Annotated in this window: 20 protein-coding genes and 1 riboswitch; of the genes, 13 read left to right on the top strand and 7 right to left on the bottom strand. The window is 67.5% G+C overall.

Features of this window, described 5'->3' with window-relative positions; translation table 11 throughout:
* Window positions 1-25 precede the first annotated feature (25 nt).
* Window positions 26-3,853, bottom strand: coding sequence for a DUF748 domain-containing protein (locus tag VPA02S_RS27775; RefSeq protein ID WP_018904613.1), 3,828 nt, complete (start codon window positions 3,851-3,853; stop codon window positions 26-28).
* A gap of 578 nt (window positions 3,854-4,431) precedes the next feature.
* On the opposite strand from VPA02S_RS27775, the gene VPA02S_RS27770 reads away from it, so the two are divergent.
* From VPA02S_RS27770 to nrdR, 3 genes are all read left to right on the top strand, one after another.
* Window positions 4,432-5,295 carry a lytic transglycosylase domain-containing protein gene (locus tag VPA02S_RS27770; protein WP_018904614.1) on the top strand — a complete coding sequence of 288 codons (864 nt, stop codon included), beginning with the start codon at window positions 4,432-4,434 and terminating at the stop codon, window positions 5,293-5,295.
* Window positions 5,296-5,312: 17 nt separating this feature from the next.
* Window positions 5,313-5,439: riboswitch (ZMP/ZTP riboswitch) on the top strand.
* A gap of 41 nt (window positions 5,440-5,480) precedes the next feature.
* On the top strand, window positions 5,481-6,725 hold the full coding sequence (gene glyA / locus VPA02S_RS27765; RefSeq protein WP_018904615.1) for a serine hydroxymethyltransferase: 1,245 nt from the start codon (window positions 5,481-5,483) through the stop codon (window positions 6,723-6,725).
* Window positions 6,726-6,744: 19 nt separating this feature from the next.
* Window positions 6,745-7,188 carry a transcriptional regulator NrdR gene (gene nrdR, locus VPA02S_RS27760; RefSeq protein ID WP_012748200.1) on the top strand — a complete coding sequence of 148 codons (444 nt, stop codon included), beginning with the start codon at window positions 6,745-6,747 and terminating at the stop codon, window positions 7,186-7,188.
* 15 nt (window positions 7,189-7,203) lie between these two features.
* On the opposite strand, the gene VPA02S_RS27755 is transcribed toward nrdR, so the two are convergent.
* From VPA02S_RS27755 to VPA02S_RS27730, 6 genes are read right to left on the bottom strand one after another with little or no spacing between them, the layout of a single operon-like run.
* Window positions 7,204-7,650 (bottom strand): type IV pilin protein, encoded by a 447-nt coding sequence (locus tag VPA02S_RS27755; protein ID WP_018904616.1) that lies wholly within the window; start codon window positions 7,648-7,650, stop codon window positions 7,204-7,206.
* Between the two features lie 39 nt (window positions 7,651-7,689).
* The gene (locus tag VPA02S_RS27750) at window positions 7,690-11,037 is read right to left on the bottom strand and encodes a pilus assembly protein (protein WP_018904617.1); all 3,348 of its coding nucleotides are present in this window, start codon (window positions 11,035-11,037) and stop codon (window positions 7,690-7,692) included.
* 50 nt (window positions 11,038-11,087) lie between these two features.
* Window positions 11,088-11,774, bottom strand: a complete 687-nt coding sequence (locus tag VPA02S_RS27745) for a pilus assembly PilX family protein (RefSeq protein ID WP_018904618.1) — start codon at window positions 11,772-11,774, stop codon at window positions 11,088-11,090.
* A complete protein-coding gene (locus VPA02S_RS27740; RefSeq protein ID WP_018904619.1) occupies window positions 11,771-12,580 on the bottom strand; it encodes a PilW family protein in 810 nt (269 codons plus the stop codon). The genes VPA02S_RS27745 and VPA02S_RS27740 overlap by 4 nt, the downstream gene beginning before the upstream one ends.
* Entirely contained in the window at window positions 12,577-13,110 is a 534-nt protein-coding gene (gene pilV / locus VPA02S_RS27735) for a type IV pilus modification protein PilV (RefSeq protein ID WP_230537790.1), read from the bottom strand. Before pilV ends, VPA02S_RS27740 begins: the two co-directional genes overlap by 4 nt.
* An 11-nt stretch (window positions 13,111-13,121) precedes the next feature.
* Window positions 13,122-13,631, bottom strand: coding sequence for a GspH/FimT family pseudopilin (locus tag VPA02S_RS27730; protein WP_080642514.1), 510 nt, complete (start codon window positions 13,629-13,631; stop codon window positions 13,122-13,124).
* Window positions 13,632-13,826: 195 nt separating this feature from the next.
* Between VPA02S_RS27730 and ribD the strand changes: the two genes are divergently transcribed.
* The 10 genes from ribD to tolA are packed head-to-tail and all read left to right on the top strand — an operon-like array spanning window position 13,827 to window position 21,594.
* Window positions 13,827-14,954: a bifunctional diaminohydroxyphosphoribosylaminopyrimidine deaminase/5-amino-6-(5-phosphoribosylamino)uracil reductase RibD gene (ribD, locus tag VPA02S_RS27725; RefSeq protein ID WP_018904621.1), complete on the top strand. Its 1,128-nt coding sequence runs from the start codon at window positions 13,827-13,829 to the stop codon at window positions 14,952-14,954.
* A gap of 55 nt (window positions 14,955-15,009) precedes the next feature.
* Window positions 15,010-15,675 carry a riboflavin synthase gene (locus VPA02S_RS27720; RefSeq protein ID WP_026284004.1) on the top strand — a complete coding sequence of 222 codons (666 nt, stop codon included), beginning with the start codon at window positions 15,010-15,012 and terminating at the stop codon, window positions 15,673-15,675.
* Window positions 15,672-16,826, top strand: coding sequence for a bifunctional 3,4-dihydroxy-2-butanone-4-phosphate synthase/GTP cyclohydrolase II (gene ribBA, locus VPA02S_RS27715; protein ID WP_018904623.1), 1,155 nt, complete (start codon window positions 15,672-15,674; stop codon window positions 16,824-16,826). Before VPA02S_RS27720 ends, ribBA begins: the two co-directional genes overlap by 4 nt.
* 5 nt (window positions 16,827-16,831) lie before the next feature.
* The gene (ribH, locus tag VPA02S_RS27710) at window positions 16,832-17,302 is read left to right on the top strand and encodes a 6,7-dimethyl-8-ribityllumazine synthase (protein ID WP_018904624.1); all 471 of its coding nucleotides are present in this window, start codon (window positions 16,832-16,834) and stop codon (window positions 17,300-17,302) included.
* Window positions 17,299-17,844, top strand: a complete 546-nt coding sequence (gene nusB, locus VPA02S_RS27705) for a transcription antitermination factor NusB (RefSeq protein WP_012748211.1) — start codon at window positions 17,299-17,301, stop codon at window positions 17,842-17,844. The genes ribH and nusB overlap by 4 nt, the downstream gene beginning before the upstream one ends.
* Window positions 17,841-19,037 (top strand): pyridoxal phosphate-dependent aminotransferase, encoded by a 1,197-nt coding sequence (locus tag VPA02S_RS27700; protein WP_018904625.1) that lies wholly within the window; start codon window positions 17,841-17,843, stop codon window positions 19,035-19,037. Before nusB ends, VPA02S_RS27700 begins: the two co-directional genes overlap by 4 nt.
* Window positions 19,034-19,492, top strand: a complete 459-nt coding sequence (locus VPA02S_RS27695) for a YbgC/FadM family acyl-CoA thioesterase (protein ID WP_018904626.1) — start codon at window positions 19,034-19,036, stop codon at window positions 19,490-19,492. Before VPA02S_RS27700 ends, VPA02S_RS27695 begins: the two co-directional genes overlap by 4 nt.
* Window positions 19,489-20,211: a protein TolQ gene (gene tolQ / locus VPA02S_RS27690; protein ID WP_012748214.1), complete on the top strand. Its 723-nt coding sequence runs from the start codon at window positions 19,489-19,491 to the stop codon at window positions 20,209-20,211. The genes VPA02S_RS27695 and tolQ overlap by 4 nt, the downstream gene beginning before the upstream one ends.
* A gap of 15 nt (window positions 20,212-20,226) precedes the next feature.
* Window positions 20,227-20,664 (top strand): ExbD/TolR family protein, encoded by a 438-nt coding sequence (locus VPA02S_RS27685; protein WP_012748215.1) that lies wholly within the window; start codon window positions 20,227-20,229, stop codon window positions 20,662-20,664.
* Window positions 20,665-20,667: 3 nt separating this feature from the next.
* Window positions 20,668-21,594: a cell envelope integrity protein TolA gene (tolA, locus tag VPA02S_RS27680; RefSeq protein WP_018904627.1), complete on the top strand. Its 927-nt coding sequence runs from the start codon at window positions 20,668-20,670 to the stop codon at window positions 21,592-21,594.
* The last annotated feature ends 10 nt before the right edge of the window (window positions 21,595-21,604 follow it).

Raw genomic sequence — 21,604 nt, 5'->3', positions numbered from 1 at the left:
GAGCGGAAAACCAAGTGGGCGTTCGTCACTTCATGGCCAGGTCGAGCTCGGCGCCGGGCTTCCAGTCGTCACCGCTCGCCTTGGTCTTCACGGCGCCGAGGAACAGGCGTTCGCTCGGCAGCTTCTGGGCCAGCAGGTAGTCGCGCACCACGGCGCCGCGCTCCACGGCCAGCTGGCGGATCGACTCCTCGTCGACCGGAATGCTCGCAAGCAGCAGGTTTTCCATTTCCTTCACCGGCAGGTCCTTGGCCAGGCCGACCATGTTGCGCGGCTTGGTGATGTCCGCGCGCTTGTACACGGCGGTCAGCAGCTCGGGGTATTCGGCATCGGTCAGGGGCGGCACCTCGGTGCCGTCCTGGCCGCCGCGCACCGCCACGCGCCGCTTCTCGGCCTGGGCGAGCTGGCGCAGGCGCTGGCGCTGGTAGGCGTCGCGCTCCTTTTCGAGGCTGGCGGTGCCGACCACCGTCATCCGCAGGTTCGGACGCTCCGTCAGCGCCTTCACGACCTTGTCCAGGCTCTCCTTGGCAGTGGCGCTGAGCACGGCGCTTCCGGGCTCGAAGGTGATGGTGCTCGACTCGCCGCTGCCGCCGCCAAGTCCGCCGGTCAGCAGGCTGAACGGCGAGGTCACGGCCTTGACGATCAGGTTGACCACCGCCTTGAAGATCAGCGGGCCGATGCTGAACTGCGGATCGTTGAGCGAGCCCCTGAGCGGCAGGTCCACGTCGATCACGCCGTTGCGGTCGGCCAGCAGGGCCACCGCGAGCCGCACCGGCAGGCTGTTGGGCGCGCCCTGCACTTCGTCGCCGAACTGCAGCTGGTTGAGCACCAGCTTGTTGGAGGCCGTGAGCTGGCCGTCGGGTGCGATCTTGTAGTTGACGTCCATGCTCATCTTGCCGCGCTCGATGCCGTGGCCGGCGTAGCGCACCGAGTATGGCGACAGCGGTGCCAAGTCGAGATCGCGCATCTTGGCGGTGATGTCGAGCTCCAGCGGCTTGGCCAGCGGATTGAGCTTGCCGGTGATTTCCAGCGCGGCGGTCTGCTGCGCCTTGCCGCGCAGTTCCAGGTCGGCCAGCGCGGGACGGCCGCCCTCGCCCTTGGGCGGGTTCGACGAGAAGGAGCTGAGCTTGCCGGTCAGCTCGCTCAGGTCGGCCGAATAGTTGGGCTTCACGAACAGGTCGGTGAAGTCGATGCGGCCGTTGACCAGGCTCATCGGGCCGAAGTTGATGACCGGCCTGGGCCCCGCATCGGCCTCGGCCTGCGCAGTTGCGGTGGGCGCCGCGGCCGGCTTGGCAGGCTCGGGACCGCCGCCGACCATGGCCTCGGCCGACACCGGCGCACCGCCGCCGCCACCCGAAGGCTGCTGCGGTCCGCCGCGCGTCGTGGTGGTGGTCCCGCCGAGGCTGCGCCGGGTCTTGACCTCCGCGCTGGCCGCGGCAGCGGCGTTGGCGTCCGCCTCGCCCTTCTTGGTGAGGTTCACCAGGTTGAGCCGGCCGGTCGGGTCGACGATCACGCGGGCGAAGAAATCGGTCAGCGTGGTTTCGCGCACATCCACCGCCGGTGCGGCATTGGGCGCCATGCTCACCTGCAGGCCGCGCAGGCTCAGGGTCTTCCAGCTCAGCAGCTGGTTGGTGTTGCGGTCGAAGCCCGGCGACTGCGTCAGCGAGATGCTGTTGGCGCGGAAGTCGTCGAGCGCCGTGTCCCCGGCCAGCTTGATCGTCATGCCCGCCGGCGCGCTCGCGTAGCGCACCGTCCCCTTGTAGCTGGCGAAGGCGCGGCGGATGTCGACGTTGAGCGCGTCGGCGTAGTAGGCCTTGAAGGCATGGGCCGGGAACGAGGCCACTTCGAGCCGGCCCTCGGCCGAGAGCGGCTTGAGCACCACGTTGCCCTTGTAGTCGAAGCGCCCCGGCTCCGAGCGGCGGGAGCCGATGCGCCCCGAAACCTGCAAGGGCGAGACCGTGGCGGTTTCGGGCGCGACCTTCTGCGCCTTCAGGCTGAAGGCCGTGATCTCCACGGCCACCGGCGTGGCGCTGGCCTTGTCGGCATAGGACAGCGTGCCGTTGTCGACCGCCAGGGTGCCGATGGTCAATGCCCAGGGCTTGGTGTTGGCGCCGGGCGGGGCCGCCTCGGGGCCGGCGCCGGCAGGCTTGGGCGCAGCCGCCTTGGCCTGCGCCGTGCCGCCGTTCCCGGCCGGCGTCTTGAGCCAGCGCTCGAACATCCAGCGCTTTTCGCTGTCGCGCTCGACCTGCACCTTCGGGTTGGTGGCGGTGAACGAGGCCACGTCGAGCGTGTGCTTGGTCATGTCGGCTTCGGCGTCGATCAGCTCGAAGCGCCCGACGCTTGCCAGCGCGGTCTTCGCCTGGGTGAGCGCCAGGCCGTCGACGGCCACGCGCCGCGCCTTGAAGCGCAGGTCGGGCTGGGCCCAGGCAACCTCGACCTGGCCGCTGAGCTTGCCGTCGAGCGTGGGCTCCAGGCTCTGCGCCAGGTAGGGGGCCGCCAGCGACAGCGGCAGCGCGTCGACCTCGGTCTGCACCTCGGCCACCTTGTCGGTGGCGCTGCCCTGGAACTTGAGCGTGGCGCCGGCAATGGCGGTGCTGCCGCTGAACCGGGCCGGCTTCTCCATGGGCCAGGTGAGCTCGGTCAGGTCGAGGCCGAGCGCGGTCGTCTCGATGGCCGCGGCCGGCTGGACGGTTTCATCGCGCCATCCGATGCGCCCGCCGCTGAGAGCCACCTTGTCGACGCGGACCTTCAGCTTCGGCTTTTCGGGGGCCTTGCCGTTCGGCGCGCTTGCGGCGGCGGCGGGGGCTTTCGCCACCTTCTCTGCCGCTCCGGTGGCCGGATCGGTGGCCAGCAGGTTGAGCTGGCCCTTGGCGTCGCGCGCGACCGCAAGCTGCGGATTGGCCAGCGCCACCTCGCTCAGGTGAAACACCGCTTCCAGCGGCCGCACGTCGGCCAGCGCCAGCTTGAGCGAATCGAAACCCAGGAGGTCCCGCCCCCGCGCATCGCCGAGCTTGGCCTTGTGCGCCTCGACCGTGCCGGTGATCTTGAGGCCGGCGGTGGCAGCCTGCTCGAAGTCGATCTTCAGGTCGGCATCCAGGCTGCCCGCCTGCAGTTGCACTGGCAGGCCGCCCGGGATGTAGCCCAGGTACGGCGCCAGGTCGAGCCCCTTGAACTGCACGTGGGCGTCGGTCTTGCGGCTTGCCGCGAACGGCGTGGTGAGGGCCGCCGAATCGAACTTGCTGCCGTTGAGCGCGAAAGCCAGCTTGGGCTCGGTGTTGATGTCGCGCTTGGAAGCCAGGTTGCTCAGGAACGGCACGTTGAGCACGAAGCCGCGCAGTTCGTGCCTGCGCTTGACGGTCTGGTCGTCGAAATCGACCGCGCCGTCCCTGATCGAGATGTTGTAGATCGCAAAGCGCGCCGGTTCGGCCTTGGGGTCGGGCGGCGGTCCGGCCGCGAGCTTGGCCAGGATGTCGTCGATGTCGTACTTGCCGTCGGCCTGGTGCGTGAGCAGGATGGCCGGCGCCTCGACCGTCACCGCATCGATCACCGGCGCCAGCCGCAGGATCGACTGCAGTTCGGCGTCGGCATAGATGCGCTTGACCGCCACCTGGGGCCGGCTGCCGTCGGCCGTGGCAATACGCAGGTCGTTCAGCGCGAGCTCGAGGGTCCAGGGCTTGAAATCGATCTTGCCGACCGTGACCTGCCGGCCCAGCTTCTCGCTCGCGATCTTCTGGAGCTGGCTCTTGGCAATTGGCGGCACCGCGAGCCAGGCGATGACCCAGAGCGCCAGCAGAACCAGCAACGCGACGATCCCACGTCGCACCCATTTGTTTTGTTTGAGCGAAGCTACATCCATCGCGGGAGTGTGCCGCAAAGAAGCTTGGAGCCAGAAACAAGAAAGCCCGGCAATTCGACGAAAAGTCTCATTACCGGGCTTGATGGCGGGCACAAAACCCATGCCATCGTTTCGCGCGACCGGAAGTCAATGGTTCCTGCCGTGCTGGCAGCAAGAGATTGCCGCCATGGATCCTCCATCGTTCCAACCCTTGACTTGCACCTCGGGCCGTAGGATTTCGGAAAACCGCCTGAGAACTCAGGCGTATTCAGATTAGGCGCCCCGCCCTTGCATTGCAATGCCGTCTTCCAAGGGTTTTCCCTCAGATTTTGTTTAAATATGTAATCACATAAGGGAATAGGCTCTTATACTTGACCGGGTATTTAGCCGCGCTAGAATCCCGCCTGCCCCTGGCCTGCCCCAGACCCAGCAGGGGCCACCTGAATCCGCTGCCGAGTTCCCCCGGCTTGATCAGGCCGCCGCGCTCCACCCCCTACACCTCCATGCGCGGAGCCTGATTCGTACCAATCCAAGCGCCGCTGCCTTCATCCATCGCCCCCGCGGCGCTGCGACCAGGTGCCGCACAGAAAGGAAGAGCGATGAACAAGGCGTTTGATGCCACGGCCCGCGGGCTGAGGACCTTTGTGTCCGATGTGGCAGACGGCTTTTTTGAAATCACCCACAACGGGTTTGCACTGGTCGGCCTGGCCATCGTGTTCGCGGCCCTCGCCCTGGTGGCGCGGCCCGACCTGCGCAAGACCGGCGAGGAACAGCTCATGGGCTGGCTGCAGTCGCGCAAGCCCGCGCCCGAAGCCACCGACCTGGAGCCGACCGCCATCGTGCGCACCACGGCCGCGAGCCCCGGCGACCTGCCCAAGCAGCAGGCCGCCGTGGCCTATTGGCTCAGCAAGAAGTACCGCGTGGCGGCCGAACCGCTGAGCGTGCTGGTTGCGGAGGCCTATCAATTGGGCAAGCGCACCAAGCTCGACCCGACGCTGATCCTGGCCATCATGGCCGTCGAATCGAGCTTCAATCCCTTCGCCCAGAGCCAGGTCGGCGCCCAGGGCCTGATGCAGGTCATGACACGCGTGCATGGCGACAAGTACGAAAGCGCGGGCGGCACGCTCACCGCCTTCGACCCGGTGACCAACATGCGCGTGGGCGTGAAGGTGCTGCAGGAATGCATCGCCCGCGCCGGCTCGCTCGAAGGCGGCCTGCGCTACTACGTGGGCGCGGCCAACCTCGAGGACGACGGCGGCTATGCCGGCAAGGTTCTGGCCGAGCACGAACGCCTGGTTCAGGTAGCCAATGGCCGCAATCCGCCGACCATGCCAACGCCCGCGGCGCCGGTCGTGCGTGCGCAGGCCCAGCCGATTCCGGTTGCCGTGCCGCCCAAGCCGCAACAGGCGGCCGAGCCGGCAGCGGACCCGCAGAAAGTGGCCCTGCTGTCGGGCGTTTCCTGAGCCCCTGCGCTACACTTCACCCCGTACGCGACTGGCGATAGGCGCAGCACCCCGCACGGTGCCCTGCGCTGACGTGGAATACCACTGGGAAGCGTGCCGCCTGGCATCCATACAGGCGTTCAGCCGTTCGCCTGGGCAGCCCTTGTTTGGTTGAAGAACAAGGACCTCGTCTTCAAAGGACTGCCATGTACCACCGCAACATCCTGGTCGAACAGACCGATCCCGAAATCTGGGCTGCCATCCAGGCCGAAAACGCGCGCCAGGAACACCACATCGAACTGATCGCGAGCGAAAACTACGCCTCGCCGGCCGTCATGGCTGCGCAGGGCTCGCAGCTCACCAACAAATACGCCGAAGGCTACCCGGGCAAGCGCTACTACGGCGGCTGCGAGCATGTCGACGTGGCCGAGCAGCTGGCCATCGACCGCGTCAAGCAGATCTTCGGCGCCGACGCCGCCAACGTGCAGCCGCATTGCGGCGCCTCGGCCAACGAAGCCGTGATGCTGGCCTTTTTGAAGCCCGGCGACACCATCATGGGCATGAGCCTGGCCGAAGGCGGCCACCTGACCCACGGCATGCCCCTCAACATGAGCGGCAAGTGGTTCAACGTGGTGAGCTACGGCCTGGACGCCAACGAAGCCATCGACTACGACGCGATGGAACGCAAGGCGCACGAGCACATGCCCAAGCTGATCATCGCGGGCGCCTCTGCCTATTCGCTGCGCATCGACTTCGAGCGCTTTGCCAAGGTGGCCAAGGACGTGGGCGCGATCTTCATGGTCGACATCGCCCACTATGCCGGGCTCGTGGCCGCGGGCGTGTACCCCAACCCGGTGCCGCATGCCGACGTGGTCACCTCCACCACCCACAAGAGCCTGCGCGGCCCGCGCGGCGGCATCATCCTGATGAAGTCGCAGCACGAGAAAGCCATCAACAGCGCGATCTTCCCGGGCCTGCAAGGCGGCCCGCTGATGCACGTGATCGCCGCCAAGGCCGTCGCGTTCAAGGAAGCCATGTCGCCCGAGTTCAAGGCCTACCAGCAGCAGGTGGTCAAGAACGCCCAGATCGTGGCCGACACCCTCACCGAGCGCGGCCTGCGCATCGTGAGCGGACGCACCGAAAGCCACGTGATGCTCGTCGACCTGCGCGCCAAGGGCATCACCGGCAAGGAAGCCGAAGCCGTGCTGGGCAACGCCCACATGACGATCAACAAGAACGCGATCCCCAACGACCCCGAAAAGCCGATGGTCACCAGCGGCGTGCGCATCGGCACCCCGGCCATGACCACGCGCGGCTTCAGGGACGAAGAGGCGCGCATCACCGCGAACCTGATCGCCGACGTGCTCGAGAACCCGCGCGACGCCGCCAACATCGATGCGGTCCGCGCCAAGGTGCACGCGCTGACGAGCCGGTTCCCGGTCTACCGCTGATCCGGCAAGAAGTGGCCGCATGAAATGTCCTTTTTGCGGTCATCTCGAAACGCAGGTCGTCGAGACCCGCGTTTCGGAAGACGCCGACTTCGTGCGCAGGCGCCGCCAGTGCAGCGCCTGCGACAAGCGCTTCACCACCTATGAGCGGCCCGACGTCAACTTTCCGGTGGTCGTCAAGAAGGACGGCAGCCGCGCCGACTTCGAATCGGGCAAGGTCCGCGCCTCGATGATGCTGGCGCTGCGCAAGCGCCCGGTCAGCATCGAGCAGATCGACAACGCCCTGCTGCGCATCGAGCAGAAGTTGCTGGCCAGCGGCCTGCGCGAGATCGATTCGACCAAGGTGGGCGAACTCGTGATGCGCGAGCTGAAAAAGCTCGACAAGGTGGCCTACGTGCGCTTTGCCTCGGTCTACCGCAGCTTCGAGGACGTGGACGAGTTCCGGCAGCTGCTGCGCGACATCTGAAGAAGAGCCCCGCGCTCAGCGGTTCCAGCAGGCCTGCACCAGCGCATTCGAAGCGCTGGTCTGGCCGGCCGCCAGCTTGACGCCCTGCTGGTTCACCGTGAGTGTTTTGCATTCGTCGGCGGCCGACGCGCCCTGCGGCTCGGCCTGCAGCGTGTAGCTGGTCGCGTCCCGGGCCGCATAGCTGATGGTGTAGTTTGCCGTGCCGGAGGATGGCGCCTGGTTCAGCCCCGCCGGCAGCGCAACGGTTAAAGGCGGATATTGGCCGTTGGCCGTCAGGTAGCGCTCGGTCCATTGGGCCGCCTGCAGCAGCTGCTGCTTGGCATCGGCCCGCTTGGCCCGCAGCACATAGCGCGTGTAGCTCGGGTAGGCGATCGCGGCCAGGACGGCGATCACCGCCGTCACGATCATGAGTTCGACCAGCGTGAAGCCGCGCGGGCGAATCCGCTCTTTGCGGGCCTGCATTTCAGGATGTTTGTTCATGGCTCGGGGAGCGCTGCGGCGTCAGTTCGACGAGATCAGGTTGCGCCAGCCGAAGCGGCGCACGGCTTGCGGCAGCTCGGTCTCGTTGCAGCCGCCGGCCGCATTGCAGATCACGTGCTTGCCTTTTTCCGCGGCGTCCTGCGGCCGGAAGACGATGTCGTCCCGTCCTGAATGGTTCCGGAAGCCGAGGTAGCTGCCCAGCGCGCTGGTGGACCCGTTGTAGGCAATGCCGTCGGGGACCACGCCGCTGAAGAAGTCGACCACCATCGACCAGCCGTCGTCGCTGGTGCCCGGCGCGCAGTCGAGCGAATTGCTCGCGGAGCCGGGAATGGTGGACGAAAACAGCCCCGCGCTCCCGCTCAGCGCATCGCCCGGATAGACGATGCGCTCGCCGGCGGTTCCCAGCTGGAGGTACCAGCCGCGCTTGCCGCCCGAGCCGCTGTAGCTCACGCCGTGGTTCGACGCGGTGCGGAATTCCACGTCGCCTTCCTTGACCGTGCCGGTCCCGATGGTCTGCGCCACCAGGTCGGCCAGCGCCGCGGTGCCCGTGCTGCCGTTGGCGCGGTCCCAGACGCCGTACAGGTACTGCTGGGCGGTGCTGCCTTCGTCGCCGGCGGCAAACAGCCGGCCGGTGCCGAACATCACCATGTAGCCGCCGCGCGGATGGTCGACGACCAGCGGCGCGGCCGTGATCGGCTGCGTGGCGCCGGCGGCGAACAGCGGCGCGTCGTCCAGGCTCGATGCGCCCAGGGTGGCCTTCCAGTCGCTGCTCTTGGCGCTGCTCAGGTCGAACTTCCAGAGATTGCCGAGCAGGTCGCCGGCATAGACGTAGTCGACCTTGCCATCGCCGTTGCTGTCCACCACCTGCGGTGCCGACAGCCCGTTGCCGGTGCCGGCGGCCTGCGTGGCCGGCGCGGGGATCTTCAGCACGGACTTGTCGCCGTCGAGGTACTGGATCCACAGCATCGCCTTCTCGCTCGTGCTGTTGTAGCCGTTGCCCAGGATCACGGCCCTGCGGCCGTTGTTGAGCCGCGCCACCTGCAGCGCGCGCCTCGAAAAGGAATCGAGCACGGGTTGCTGGAACTGGTGGCCGAGGTCGTCGTCGGCAAGGGCGGTGGTATCGATCAGGGCCACGCCGGCGGCGTTGGCCTCGCCGATGTTCTCGGGCTTGGTGACGTCGAGCACGAAATACCCCTTGCCGCCCGCCCCCAGCGTCCCCACGAGGAAGGACTTCCACAGCTTCGCCTTCTCGGTGTCGGTGGCCTTGGCGTCGGCGGCCGAACCCATGTAGATGTCGGCCACGAACGGGCTGCCGTCGACGTAGTACCTGTGCGAGTAGGTGCTTTCGCTGAGCTTCTTGAGCTGGGGCGCCGCCGCCGTGCCATAGACGCCTTCCGGCACATAGGCGAACGCCTCCTGGCCGGTGCCCGCGTTGAAGGCATGCAGCATGCCGTCGTTGGCACCCACATAGACCATCGGCGCGCGGGCGATGGTCGAGGCGAATGCGGCATAGCCTTCATGGGTGAAGCCGCTGTTGGGCTTCCCCACATACCGGACGCTGGAGCCCACGATGTCCCCCAGCACATGGCCGCGCTTGCGCAGGTTGAGGCCGGCGCCCTCGTTGCTGCGGTCGCCGCGCAGGAAGTCGAGCACGCCCTGGCCGAGTGCGGTGCTTGCCGCGTCGGTGGCGGTGCTGCCCTTGAGCGCCGCCTTCTGCGCCTCGCTCAGGTTGCCCCACCGAAACGGCACGCCCGCCCCGCTGGCCGCGGCGCTGGTGCCCGAGAAGCTCAGCACCTTGCGATTGCCGTCGTGCGCGCCGGGCACAGCCATGCGCGCATCAAGCAGTTCGCGCGCCGACCACGCGGGCGCGGCGGCCAGCTTGCCATTGCTGCCGAACGGAGTGGCCGTCAGCTTGCCCGACCAGTCGGCCGTGTCGTAGCCGGCCTGGTAGGCCGAAGTGGCGGTCGAAACCCTGGAGCCGCTGGCCGAGATCGAGGTCAGCGAGGCACTGGTGTTGAGCAGGATCTGCGAGAGGATGGACCGGAAGGCATCGCTGAGCGCCTTCGCATTCGCCGCTGGCGTGAAGGTGCCGCGGCTGTTGAGCGCGGCGTGCCAGAGGTCCATGCGCACGGCGGCGGCGTTGTCGGCCCTCTCGTGGTAATAACCATAAGCACCACCGCCGGAACTCCAGCGCGGGGTTCCCGTTGTCACGCTTCCATCGTTCCAGGTGAACTCCGTCGTTTCCAGCGTGCTCGTCAACGGATTCCGCCAGGCAGCGGTTCCATCGACCAGTCCTGCATAGTCCCCACTGTAGGTCGGCTGCGACGCATTCGCTGAAATGGCCGGCGTGCCCGCCCACGACGAGGCAGCGCCGAACCCGATGGTGTAGGTGATCAGGTGCTGCCAAGTGGCGGGATCGTTCTTGGGGTTCCAGTACTCTGGGACCGTCGCCTTTCCTACAGTCGCATTGCCGGGCTCGGCAACGATCTTCTTGAGTTTGTTGGGGACATCGGGCTGCAGGTCAGTGGCCCAGTAGTGAAATGCCATGTCGGCCAACGTGGGCCGGTATTCCGCCGTCGGCCTCCACCCGGAACCGTACTTCCTCCAGTTGGCGCTGTTGCTGACGGCACCCGCGTTGTCCTTGTAGGGCGCGCGCGGCACATAGGTCACGGCGTCAGGCAGGGCGCGACTCGTTCCATCCGCGTTGCCGATGGCCGGCATGTTGAGCGCCGCGGGATCCGGGTTGAAGCCGAAGAAGTTGTAGTCGCCGTCCGTCATGAAGATGTGGAAGGCCTTGCGGCAGCTCGATTGGGCGGCACCCTCCACGCCAGGGTCGTTCGAGTACGGGCTGTACCGGCCGGTGGTCATCATGTATTCGCCAGCGCGGGTCATCATGGCGTGCAAGGGTGTTCCACCTTCCGCGGCCAGGGCGTCGACCCAGCTCATGAAATTGGCGCGGTGCGTGTCGTCCAGCGAACGCATCAGGTTCGCATTGGCTCGGCCATTGACGAGACAACTGCCGGCCTGATAGATGCCAGGGGCGATGTCGCCGAAGAAGCCGACGCAGCTGCCGTCCTTGTTGTTGTTCATCGCCTGCCAGGAAAGGCGGATCCGGCCGTTGGGAATGTTGGCCGCCGAGAAGTTGTCCCTGAGCGCGGTCTTCAGCGCTTCGAGCCGCGTGGGTGTTCCGGCCGGCGGTGCCCAATTTCCGTCCGACGCTCGCGACGACGCCGCCATGCTGCCCGAGTTGTCGACCGACACGATCACATTCGGCGCCGGCTCCTTGACCGCCGTGTTGCGCGGCGCCTGGGACAGCGGATATTGCGCGGCGTGCCCGGCGGTCTGCGCCAGCACGAGGCCGCACAGCATGGCGTTCCTCGAAAACCTATGGATGTTCATATCTATTCTTCCCGCCATGCTCAATTCACTTTCCTGACCGCGGCCGGATCGAAGGACATCTGCAACAGGACCCGCGTACCGCCGCCCGTGCTTGCGGTGCGCGCGCCGGTGGACAGCGCGGTGATCCGGTACAGCGGCTCGTCGCTGCGCGCGCGGTCGATCACTTCGATCCAGTACCGGGCGCTGGCCAGGGCCGGATTGCCGGCCGTCGGCGCGCCCGTGAATGCACCGTAGGCGGCGTACTGGTCCACGTAGGCGGAACGGGTCCAGAACCGGTAGGCCTCACTGCCCGAAGCGGCGCCCACGGAGTCGGTCCCGGCGAAGTAGCAGATGCCACGATCGCAGCTGTTGGCGCCCTTGCCCACGTAGGCGGTCACCCAGCCGGTATCCCGGTCGGGAAACACGCGGCCATCGGCGGCCTTGCGGCAAGGCGAGCTCACGAGCGCCGAGCACGCCACGTAGGTCTGGGTCGTGGCATCGAAGGCCTGCTGCCGGATGTCGCGCTCGGCATCCAGCAGCGCGGCTTCGGCGGCCTCGAAGGCACGCTGGTAATCACGCTGGTTGCCCGCCATCGATTCGAGCAGCTGGGCCGTCCGCGCACCGCCCACCGCGAGCAGTGCCGAGAGCAGCAGCATGATGAGCACGATGAACAGCGAGAACCCGCGCTGCTGCGCCGAGCGTCTGCCGGGGACCTGAATGTGTTTCATAGGTTCCGCAGTGCGAACACCGCGGTGTAGACGCGGCGCAATCTGCCGTCGCTGCTGGTCCGGGACGAACCATCGCAGTCGACGTAGCTGCCGCCCGGGTTGCTCCTGGAAGTGCCCGCAAGCTGCAGGCACACGCGCACCGTGCGAACCTGATCGAAGCTCGTTACGTTCGTGGCCGTCACGTAGCGCACCACGCGTTCGGTTCCGGCATCGCCGATGCCGTACATGACATCGAAGCGCTCGACGCCGTCGATGATCGGCTGCGGCGTGGTATGGCCGCTGCCCTTGCACCGCAAGGCGCCGTTGACTACGTAGAACTCACTGGTGATGAGGCGCACGTTCGCGGGGTCCGCGGGAGAGGCGGGCTTGTACGCCGCTCCCCCTGAGTCCTTGTCCTTGGCCACTTGGCCGAGGCAGTCATGGAAGAAATCCGGATTCGGCGCAAAGCCGACCTTGAGCGTGTCGTTCACCGAACCGGCGGCCGCCTCCTGCCCCTTGATCGCAAAGAAGGCCGGCTCGCTATCGAGCTTGGTGCCCGCGTTCACATCGAAGTAGTACAGCGGCCCGGTGGCATCGATCGGGAAGTAGCCGGCCTGCCGGATCTGCTGGCCCAGCAGCCTGAATGCCAGCGCCGACGACTGGTGCAGCACATTGACGTCGTCGCCGGTCGCAGCGGTGCTGCGCGTGCCGAGCATGCTGGCCATGGCGGCCAGCACCACCAGCATGCCGATGATCAGCGCGACGAGGATTTCGACCAGGGTGAAGCCGGCCTGCCGCAGGCGGTGAGAGAAGGCTTTGTTGTTCATGGCTGTGGCACCGCGACGATGGCTTCCTGGCAGGCCTTGCCGCGCGGGCAGCTCCAGGCCGGTGCGATCGGGTTGACTGCGGAGGGCTCGTCCCAGGCGATGTGCACGAACAGCAGGCCGCCGACGGCCTTCTTGCTCTGCACGTCGGCCACGCCGCCGGGCAACGCACTCGCCACCCTTTGCTTCCAGGTCCACAGATCGTGGGCCGCCAATTGAGCGGCGGTGCAACGGGCCTTCGCTCCTGCGCAGGCGGGGGTGGGCGCGGTGGCGTTCGCCGCCGACCAGCCGGCCACGTAGGGGCTGGCCGACACGGCACCGGCCACGGGATTCGCACGGATGCGATCGGCCATGTCGCCGGCCAGCAGCGCGGCGATGTTCTGGTTGCTCGCGCCCACGCTGTCGGAGAGCACACGCAGCTGGAAGCCGGCCAGCGCGAGCAGGCCGAACGAGAGCACGAGAATGGCCACCAGGGCCTCGATCATCGAGAAGCCCGCTTGGCCGCGCGGCGCGCGAATCGAATTGATCGGCACGTTCCGCCCCCTCAGCATCGCCTGACGCGCCAGCCGAGCGACAGGCACACAGCGACGTCGTTGGATGAACTGGCGCTTCCAACCGGGTGGAAGCTGATGCGGGCGACGCTCGAAAAATGGCCCATGGGATCGAAGGCCATGGGCCCGAGCGCGCTTTTCTGGATTGCAACGCGCGTGTCAGGGTCTTGCCGCTGGAGGATTTCGAACCCGGTGCCGCTGCCGACCACGGTTTCCCAGCCGCAGCTCCAGTCCGCGCCGCTGCACTCCGCACGCTGCCGGATGGTCACGGCCTGCCCGCGCCGAGCCGCCTCTGCACGCGCATGGCTCACGCTCGCCACCAGAGCCGACGCCATGCCCTCGACGCGGTACTTCTCGATCAGGCTGTTGAAGCTGGGCAGCGCCAGTGCCAGCAGGATGGCCACCAGTACGATGACGACCATCATTTCGACCAGCGTGAAGCCACATGGGGCTCCGCTTCTGCGGGAACGCGTCCTCACGGACGCGCAGAATCCGTTTTTCATGTTGTACCGTCCGCCGCCTCGCCCAAATGGCTGGAGCGGCAGACCTTTCTCCCTGACTGCAATTTTAAAAATTCTATTTGGCCAATTCATATTGACCACCCATTGAACGATGAGCGGTCGAAATAAACGGATCAATGGATCATCGACTTCAATTGTTTTTAAATTGATTTCCAAATAGATTTGATTTAATAAAAAATGACAAATGCAAATGAAATTGTGAATTTCATGACCCAGGCCCTGGACCTCGCGCGCCAGGCCGGGCCGGAGACCGACCCCAATCCGCGCGTCGGCTGCGTGCTGGTGGACGCGAACGGCGCGGTGATCGGCCAAGGCCGCACCCAGCAGGTCGGCGGCCCGCATGCCGAGGTCATGGCGCTGCGCGATGCCGCGGCGCGCGGCCATTCGGTGGCCGGTGCCACCGCCTTCGTCACGCTCGAGCCCTGCGCGCACCATGGCCGCACCGGCCCCTGCTGCGATGCGCTGGCGGTGGCGGGCATCGGCCGGGTGGTGGCGTCGTTGGCCGATCCCAACCCGCTGGTGGCCGGCCAGGGCTTCGAGCGGCTGCGCGCGGCCGGCGTGGCGGTCGAGGTGGGGCCGGGCGCGGAGGAAGCGCGCGAACTCAACCTCGGTTTTTTCAGCCGCATGGTCCGCAAGATGCCCTGGGTGCGGCTCAAGGCTGCCGCCTCGCTGGACGGCAAGACCGGCCTGCGCAACGGCGTGAGCCAATGGATCACCTCGGAACCGGCGCGCGCCGACGGCCACGCCTGGCGGGCGCGGGCCAGCGCGGTGCTGACCGGCGTGGGCACGGTGCTGGAGGACGATCCCCGGCTCGACGTGCGGCTGGTGGAAACCACGCGCCAGCCGCATGTGGTGGTGGTCGACAGCCAATTGCAGACACCGCCCGACGCGCGGATCTTCATGGCCGGGCGGCCCGTCTGGATCTACGCCGCGGCGCAGGACGAGGCCAAGGCCGCGGCCCTGGAAGCGCGCGGCGCCACCATCGCCTACCTGCCCAACGCGCAGGGCAAGGTCGACCTGGCCGCGATGCTGCGGGATCTGGCCCGCCGCGAGGTCAACGAGCTCCACGTCGAGTCCGGCCACAAGCTCAACGGCTCGCTGCTGCGCGAAGGCCTGGTCGACGAGCTGCTGGTGTACCTGGCACCCAAGCTCATCGGCGACGGGCTCGACATGGCTTCTGGCATCCACGCCGGCGGGCCGCTGGCCGACCTGGCCGGCGCGCTGCCGCTGGAGTTCAGGACCATCGAGCGGATCGGGCCGGACGTCCGGATCGTGGCCCGGGTCGCCGGAAGGGACGCTTTCTAGCGGGCGAATGCAGGCGCCCGCCGGGCGGACCCCCGATGTCTGCGAAAATGCGCGGATGTTCACCGGAATCATCACCGGCGTGGGGCGCATCGCCGCCATCCACGACCTCGGCCCCTCCTCCTCCTACGGCAAAAGACTCGGCATTGCGGTGCCCGACGGCTATCTGGCCGACGTCGGGCTCGGCGACAGCATTGCGCTCAACGGCGCGTGCATGACCGTGACCACGCTCGACCCCGCCCGGCAGCAGTTCACCATCGACATCTCGGCCGAATCGCTCGACAAGACCGCGGGGCTGACCGAAGAAGGCGCCCGCATCAACCTCGAGAAGGCGCTGCGCGCCAGCGACCGGCTGGGCGGCCACATCGTCTCCGGCCATGTGGATGGCATCGGCACGGTCAGCCACTTCGCGCCGGTTGGCGAAAGCTGGGAGCTGCGCGTGGTGGCCCCGCCCGCGCTCGCGCGCTTCCTGGCGTACAAGGGCTCGATCACGGTCAACGGCGTGAGCCTCACGGTCAACAGCGTGAGCGACATCGACGGCGGCGCGGAGATCAGCATCAACCTGATTCCGCACACCGTCGACAACACCTCCCTCGGCAGCCTGCAGGCCGGCTCCAGGGTCAATCTCGAAATCGACACCGTGGCGCGCTACGTGGAGCGCATGCTCCAGGCCGGCGTGCTGGTGCCGACTCCTTCCACGTATTCCAAGGACACAGCCGAATGAACGCTTCCGTCACGCCCATCGGCGCTCCCCGCGGCACGCGGGCACCCGCGCCGATTTCCTCGGTCGAGGAGATCGTGGCCGAGCTCGCCGCCGGCCGCATGGTGATCCTGGTGGACGAGGAAGACCGCGAGAACGAAGGCGACATCGTCATTGCGGCCGACCACATCACGCCCGAGGCCATCAACTTCATGGCGCGCCATGCGCGCGGGCTGATCTGCCTCACGCTCTCGCGCGAGATGTGCGAGCGGCTGCAGCTGCCGCCCATGGTGTCGCGCAACGGCGCCAAGCATTCGACGGCCTTCACCGTCTCCATCGAGGCGGCCGAAGGCGTGACCACCGGCATCTCGGCCGCCGACCGCGCGCGCACCGTGCAGGCGGCGGTGGCGCGCAACGCCGTGGCCAGCGACCTGGTGCAGCCCGGCCACATCTTTCCACTGCAGGCAGTGGACGGCGGCGTGCTGATGCGCGCCGGCCATACCGAAGCCGGCTGCGACCTGGCCGCGATGGCCGGCTGCTCGCCCGCCTCGGTGATCTGCGAGGTGATGAACGAGGACGGCACCATGGCGCGCCTGCCCGACCTGCAGCTCTTCGCGGCCGAACACGGCCTGAAGATCGGCACCATCGCCGCGCTCATCGAGCACCGCAGCCGCACCGAATCGCTGGTCGAGAAGGTCGGCTGCCGCGAGATCCAGACCGCCTGGGGCAGCTTCACCGCCCATGCCTTCACCGACAAGCCGAGCCGCGGCGTGCACCTGGCGCTGGTGCGCGGCCAGTGGTCGCCCGAAGACACGGTGTCGGTGCGCGTGCACGAGCCGCTGTCGGTGCTCGATGCGCTCGAGATCAACCGCTCGCTGCACTCGTGGAGCCTGGACGCCAGCCTCGCGCACATCGCGAACGAGGGCAAGGGCGTGGCCGTGCTGCTCAATTGCGGCGAAACGGCCGGCGAGCTGCTCGCGCAATTCGACGGCACCGCGCGCCCCGCGCAGGCACCCGAGCGCGGCCGCATGGACCTGCGCAGCTACGGCATCGGCGCGCAGATCCTGCGCGAATGCGGCGTGCACAAGATGAACCTGCTCGGCACGCCCCGCCGCATGCCGAGCATGGCCGCAGGCTACGGCCTCGAAATTGCCGGCTACCTCACGAAAGACTGACCACCATGCAAGGTGCAAACAAGGGCGCTGACCACAACACGCCGCTCGACGGAAAAGGCCTGCGCATCGGCATCGTGCAGGCGCGCTTCAACGCCGACATCACCGATGCGCTCGCCGCCGCCTGCCTGGCCGAGCTCGAGAAGCTGGGCGTGGCCGCGGAGGACATCCACCATGTGCAGGTTCCCGGCGCGCTCGAAGTGCCGATCGCGCTGCAGGCCATGGCCGTGCGCGGCGGCTACCACGCGCTGGTGGCGCTGGGCTGCATCATCCGCGGCGAGACCTACCACTTCGAACTGGTGGCCAACGAATCGGGCGCGAGCGTGAGCCGCGTGGCGCTCGACCATCGCCTTCCCATCGCCAACGCGATCCTCACGACCGAAAACCTCGAACAAGCCATTGCCCGGCAGACCGACAAGGGCCGCGACGCGGCCCAGGTGGCTGTCGAGATGGCGCGGCTGCTGGCCTCCCTCACATGACCGAAGACAACAACAAGGCAGCCGGCGCCAAGCCGCGCCCGGCGCGGCAAGTGCGCACCGGCCTCACCAGCACCGGCGCGCGCAAGGCCTCGGCCAAGTCGAACCGCAGCCGCGCGCGCGAATTCGCGCTGCAGGCGCTCTACCAGCACCTGGTGGGCCGCAACGACCCGACCGAGATCGACCACTTCACGCGCGACCTCGCGGGCTTCCACAAGGCCGACGCCGCGCACTACGACGCTCTGCTGCACGGCTCGATCGAAGGCGCCGAGCAGCTCGACGCACTGATCCGCCCGCTGCTGGACCGCAAGTTCGAAGAAATATCGCCGATCGAACACGCCGTGATGTGGATCGGCGTGTACGAGTTCCAGCACTGCCTGGACGTGCCATGGCGCGTGGTGCTCAACGAGTGCATCGAGCTTGCCAAGGAATTCGGCGGCACCGACGGCCACAAGTACGTGAACGCCGTGCTCAACGGCCTGGCGCCGCAATTGCGCGCCGCCGAGGTCGAGGCCGACCGGGCCTCGGGCAAGGCCAGAGCGTGAGAATTTCGGGGCGCGCACAGCGCATCGAACCCTTCTACGTGATGGAGGTGGCCAAGGCCGCCGGCGTGCTCGCCCGCGAGGTGGCCCACACCGACCGGCCGATGATCTTCCTGAACATCGGCGAGCCCGACTTCACCGCCCCGCCGCTGGTGCAGGAAGCCGCCGCGCGCGCCGTGCGTGCCGGTGCCACGCAGTACACCCAGGCCACCGGCCTGGAGCTGCTGCGCGAACGCATCAGCGGCTGGTACGCACAGCGCTTCGGCGTCGACGTGCCGGCGCGCCGCATCGTGGTGACCGCGGGGGCTTCGGCTGCGCTGCAGCTGGCCTGCCTGGCGCTGATCGAATCCGGCGACGAGATCCTTCTGCCCGACCCGAGCTACCCCTGCAACCGCCACTTCGTGAGCGCCGCAGACGGCAAGGCCGTGCTGGTGCCCACCACGGCCGAAGAGCGCTTCCAGCTCACGGCCGCCAAGGTCGAGGCCGCCTGGACCGAGAAGACGCGCGGCGTGCTGCTCGCCTCGCCCTCCAACCCGACCGGCACCTCGATCGCGCCCGATGAACTGCGCCGCATCCACGAGGTGGTGTCGCAGCGCGGCGGCATCACGCTGATCGACGAGATCTACCTGGGCCTTTCGCACGACGATGCCTTCGGGCAGACGGCATTGGCCATCGACGACAACGTCATCAGCATCAACAGCTTCAGCAAGTACTTCAACATGACCGGCTGGCGCCTGGGCTGGCTGGTGGTGCCCGAGGCGCTGGTGCCGGTGGTCGAGCGGCTGGCGCAGAACCTCTTCATCTGCGCGAGCACCGTGTCGCAGTACGCCGCGCTGGCCTGCTTCGAGGCCGAGAGCATTGCCGAATACGAGCGCCGCCGCGCCGAGTTCAAGGCGCGCCGCGACTGGTTCATTCCGCAGCTGAATGCGCTGGGCCTGAACGTGCCGGTGGTGCCCGATGGCGCCTTCTACGCCTGGGCCGACTGCACCGCGGTCGCCGAGAAGCTGGGCATCTCGGGCAGCTGGGACTTTGCCTTCGAAACCATGAAGCGCGCCCACGTGGCCGTGACGCCGGGCCGCGATTTCGGCACGGCCGAGACCAGCCGGTTCGTGCGCTTCTCCACCGCCAGCTCGATGGCGCACCTGCAGGAATCGGTCGAGCGCCTGCGCGCGATGATCGCGAACCCCGCCCGATGAGCTACGCGTTTCCGATCCGCGTCTACTGGGAAGACACCGACGCCGGCGGCATCGTGTTCTATGCCAACTACCTCAAGTTCATGGAGCGCGGCCGCACCGAATGGCTGCGCTCGCTGGGCATCGAGCAGCGAAAGCTGCGCGAGGAAACCGGCGGCCAGTTCGTGGTGAGCGAAACGCAGCTCAAATACCATCGCCCCTCCCGACTCGACGACGAACTGCTGGTTACAGCCGATCTCCGACAACTGGGCACGGCGTCATTGATAATCGGTCAACAGGTGCTATCAAAAACAGAGCAAGAACGAACGGGAGCCGCGGCACCCGTCCTGCTGTGCGAAGGCACGATCCGCATCGGCTGGGTGGATGCCTCCACATTGCGTCCTGCGCGCATACCGGCCCAAGTTGCGGGAACCCTCGAGCGCTGCGGCGGCTCCATGACTCAACCTTTCAAGCCATGAACCAAGACCTCTCCATCATCAATCTCCTGCTCCATGCGAGCTTCGTGGTGCAACTGGTCGTGCTGCTGCTCGTGATCGTCTCGATCGCCAGCTGGGCCGCGATCATCCGCAAGTACTTCGCGCTGCGCCGCATGCGCGCGCTCAACGACGACTTCGAGCGCGAGTTCTGGTCGGGCACCAGCCTGAACGAGCTCTTCGCCTCGGCCGCGCAGAACGCCAAGTTCGCCGGCCCCATGGAGCGCATCTTCGCCTCGGGCATGCGCGAGTACCAGAAGCTGCGCGAGCGCCACGTGAGCGACGCGCCCACGCTGCTCGACGGTGCCCGCCGCGCCATGCGCGCGAGCTTCCAGCGCGAACTCGACGCGGCCGAGCAGAACCTGTCGTTCCTGGCGACCGTGGGTTCCGTTTCGCCGTATGTGGGCCTGTTCGGCACGGTCTGGGGGATCATGCATGCCTTCACCGGCCTGGCCGCGCTCGCGCAGGTGACGCTGGCCACCGTGGCGCCCGGCATTGCCGAAGCGCTGGTGGCCACCGCCATCGGCCTGTTCGCCGCCATTCCGGCGGTGGTGGGCTACAACCGCTTCGCACGCGAGATCGACAAGATCGCGATTGCCCTCGAAACCTACATCGAGGAGTTCTCCAACATCCTGCAGCGCAACCTTTCGGCCAATCCGGCCGCGGTGGCGTCGGCAACTTCGGCGGCTCCGGCCAACCGCTGAGCGGAGGTCCAGCGCATGCCCGCAGTTTCATCCCGGGGCCGAGGCCGCCGCACGATCAACGAGATCAACATGGTCCCGTTCATCGACGTGATGCTGGTGCTGCTGATCATCTTCATGGTCACCGCGCCGCTCATCACGCCGAGCGTGATCAACCTGCCGTCGGTCGACCGCGCCAACAAGCAGCCCGACAAGCCGATCGAAATCGTCATCAAGAGCGATGACGAAGCGCAGATCAAGAAGGACCCGTCCACCGGCAGCGGCGGCACGTCCGTTCCCATGACCCAGATCGGCTCCGCGGCCAAGACCGCCCAGGGCGGCGACGACCAGCGCCCCGTGGTCATCAGCGCCGACAAGTCCGTGAAGTACGAAACCGTCGTGAAGGCGATGAACCAGCTCAAGCGCAGCGGCATCGAGCGCGTGGGCTTGTCCGTCACCACCACGGGCGGCAAATAAGGCATGTCGCTCGCCCTGGATCGCCCCGAGTTCGCACCACCGCCGCAGCGCGGCACGCCGCGCGCGGTGCTGCTCGCGCTGGTTGCGCATGCGCTGCTGATTGCCGCGCTGACGTGGGGAGTGCGCTGGCGCAGCGATGCCGACGAAGGCGCCGTCGATGCGGAGCTGTGGTCTTCCACGGTGCAGCAGGCCGCGCCGCGCCTGTCCGCGCCGCAGGCACCCACGCCGGCTCCCGCGCCGCCGCCGCCTGCGCCTCCCCCGCCGCCACCGCCTCAGGTGAAAGCCCCCGAGCCCGCCCCGGCGCCGCGCGCGCCGGACATCGCGCTCGAACGCGAGAAAAAGCTCAAGGAAGAAAAGGAACAGAAGGAGCGCGAGCTCGAGCGCCAGCAACAGCAGCGCAAGAAAGAGCTCGAAGCCAAGCAGCGCGCCGAAGACGAAGCCGAACGCAAGAAGGCGCAGCAGCAAAAGCTCGCCGAACAGCAGAAGAAACAGCAGCAGGAGGCCGAGGCCAAGCAGGCCGAAGCGAAGAAGCAGCAGGAAGCCGCAGCCAAGCAGGCCGCGGCCGACCGCGCCGCAACGCTCAAGCGCATGCAGGGCCTCGCGGGCGCGAGCGGCAGCGACGATTCCAAGGGCACGGCAATGCGCTCGTCAGGACCGTCGAGCGGCTACGCCGGACGCATTGCCGCGGCGGTGCGCCCCAACATCACCTTCCCCGATGCCGAGACGGTCAACGGCAATCCGGCCGCCGAGTTCGAGGTGAACCTGGCACCGGACGGCACCATCGTCGGCGTCAAGCTGACCAAGTCGAGCGGACTGCCCAGCTGGGACGAAGCCGCCGAACGCGGCCTGCACAAGACCGACAAGCTGCCGCGCGACACCGACGGGCGCATCTTCCCGTCGCTGATCGTTTCGCTGCGGCCCAAGCGGTAGTTGCAGGGCC

Origin of the sequence: Variovorax paradoxus NBRC 15149, from assembly GCF_001591365.1 — a bacterium.
GTDB lineage: Bacteria > Pseudomonadota > Gammaproteobacteria > Burkholderiales > Burkholderiaceae_C > Variovorax > Variovorax paradoxus.
Note: the sequence above shows the minus strand (reverse complement) of the source record. Positions and strands in the feature narration are given on the sequence as shown.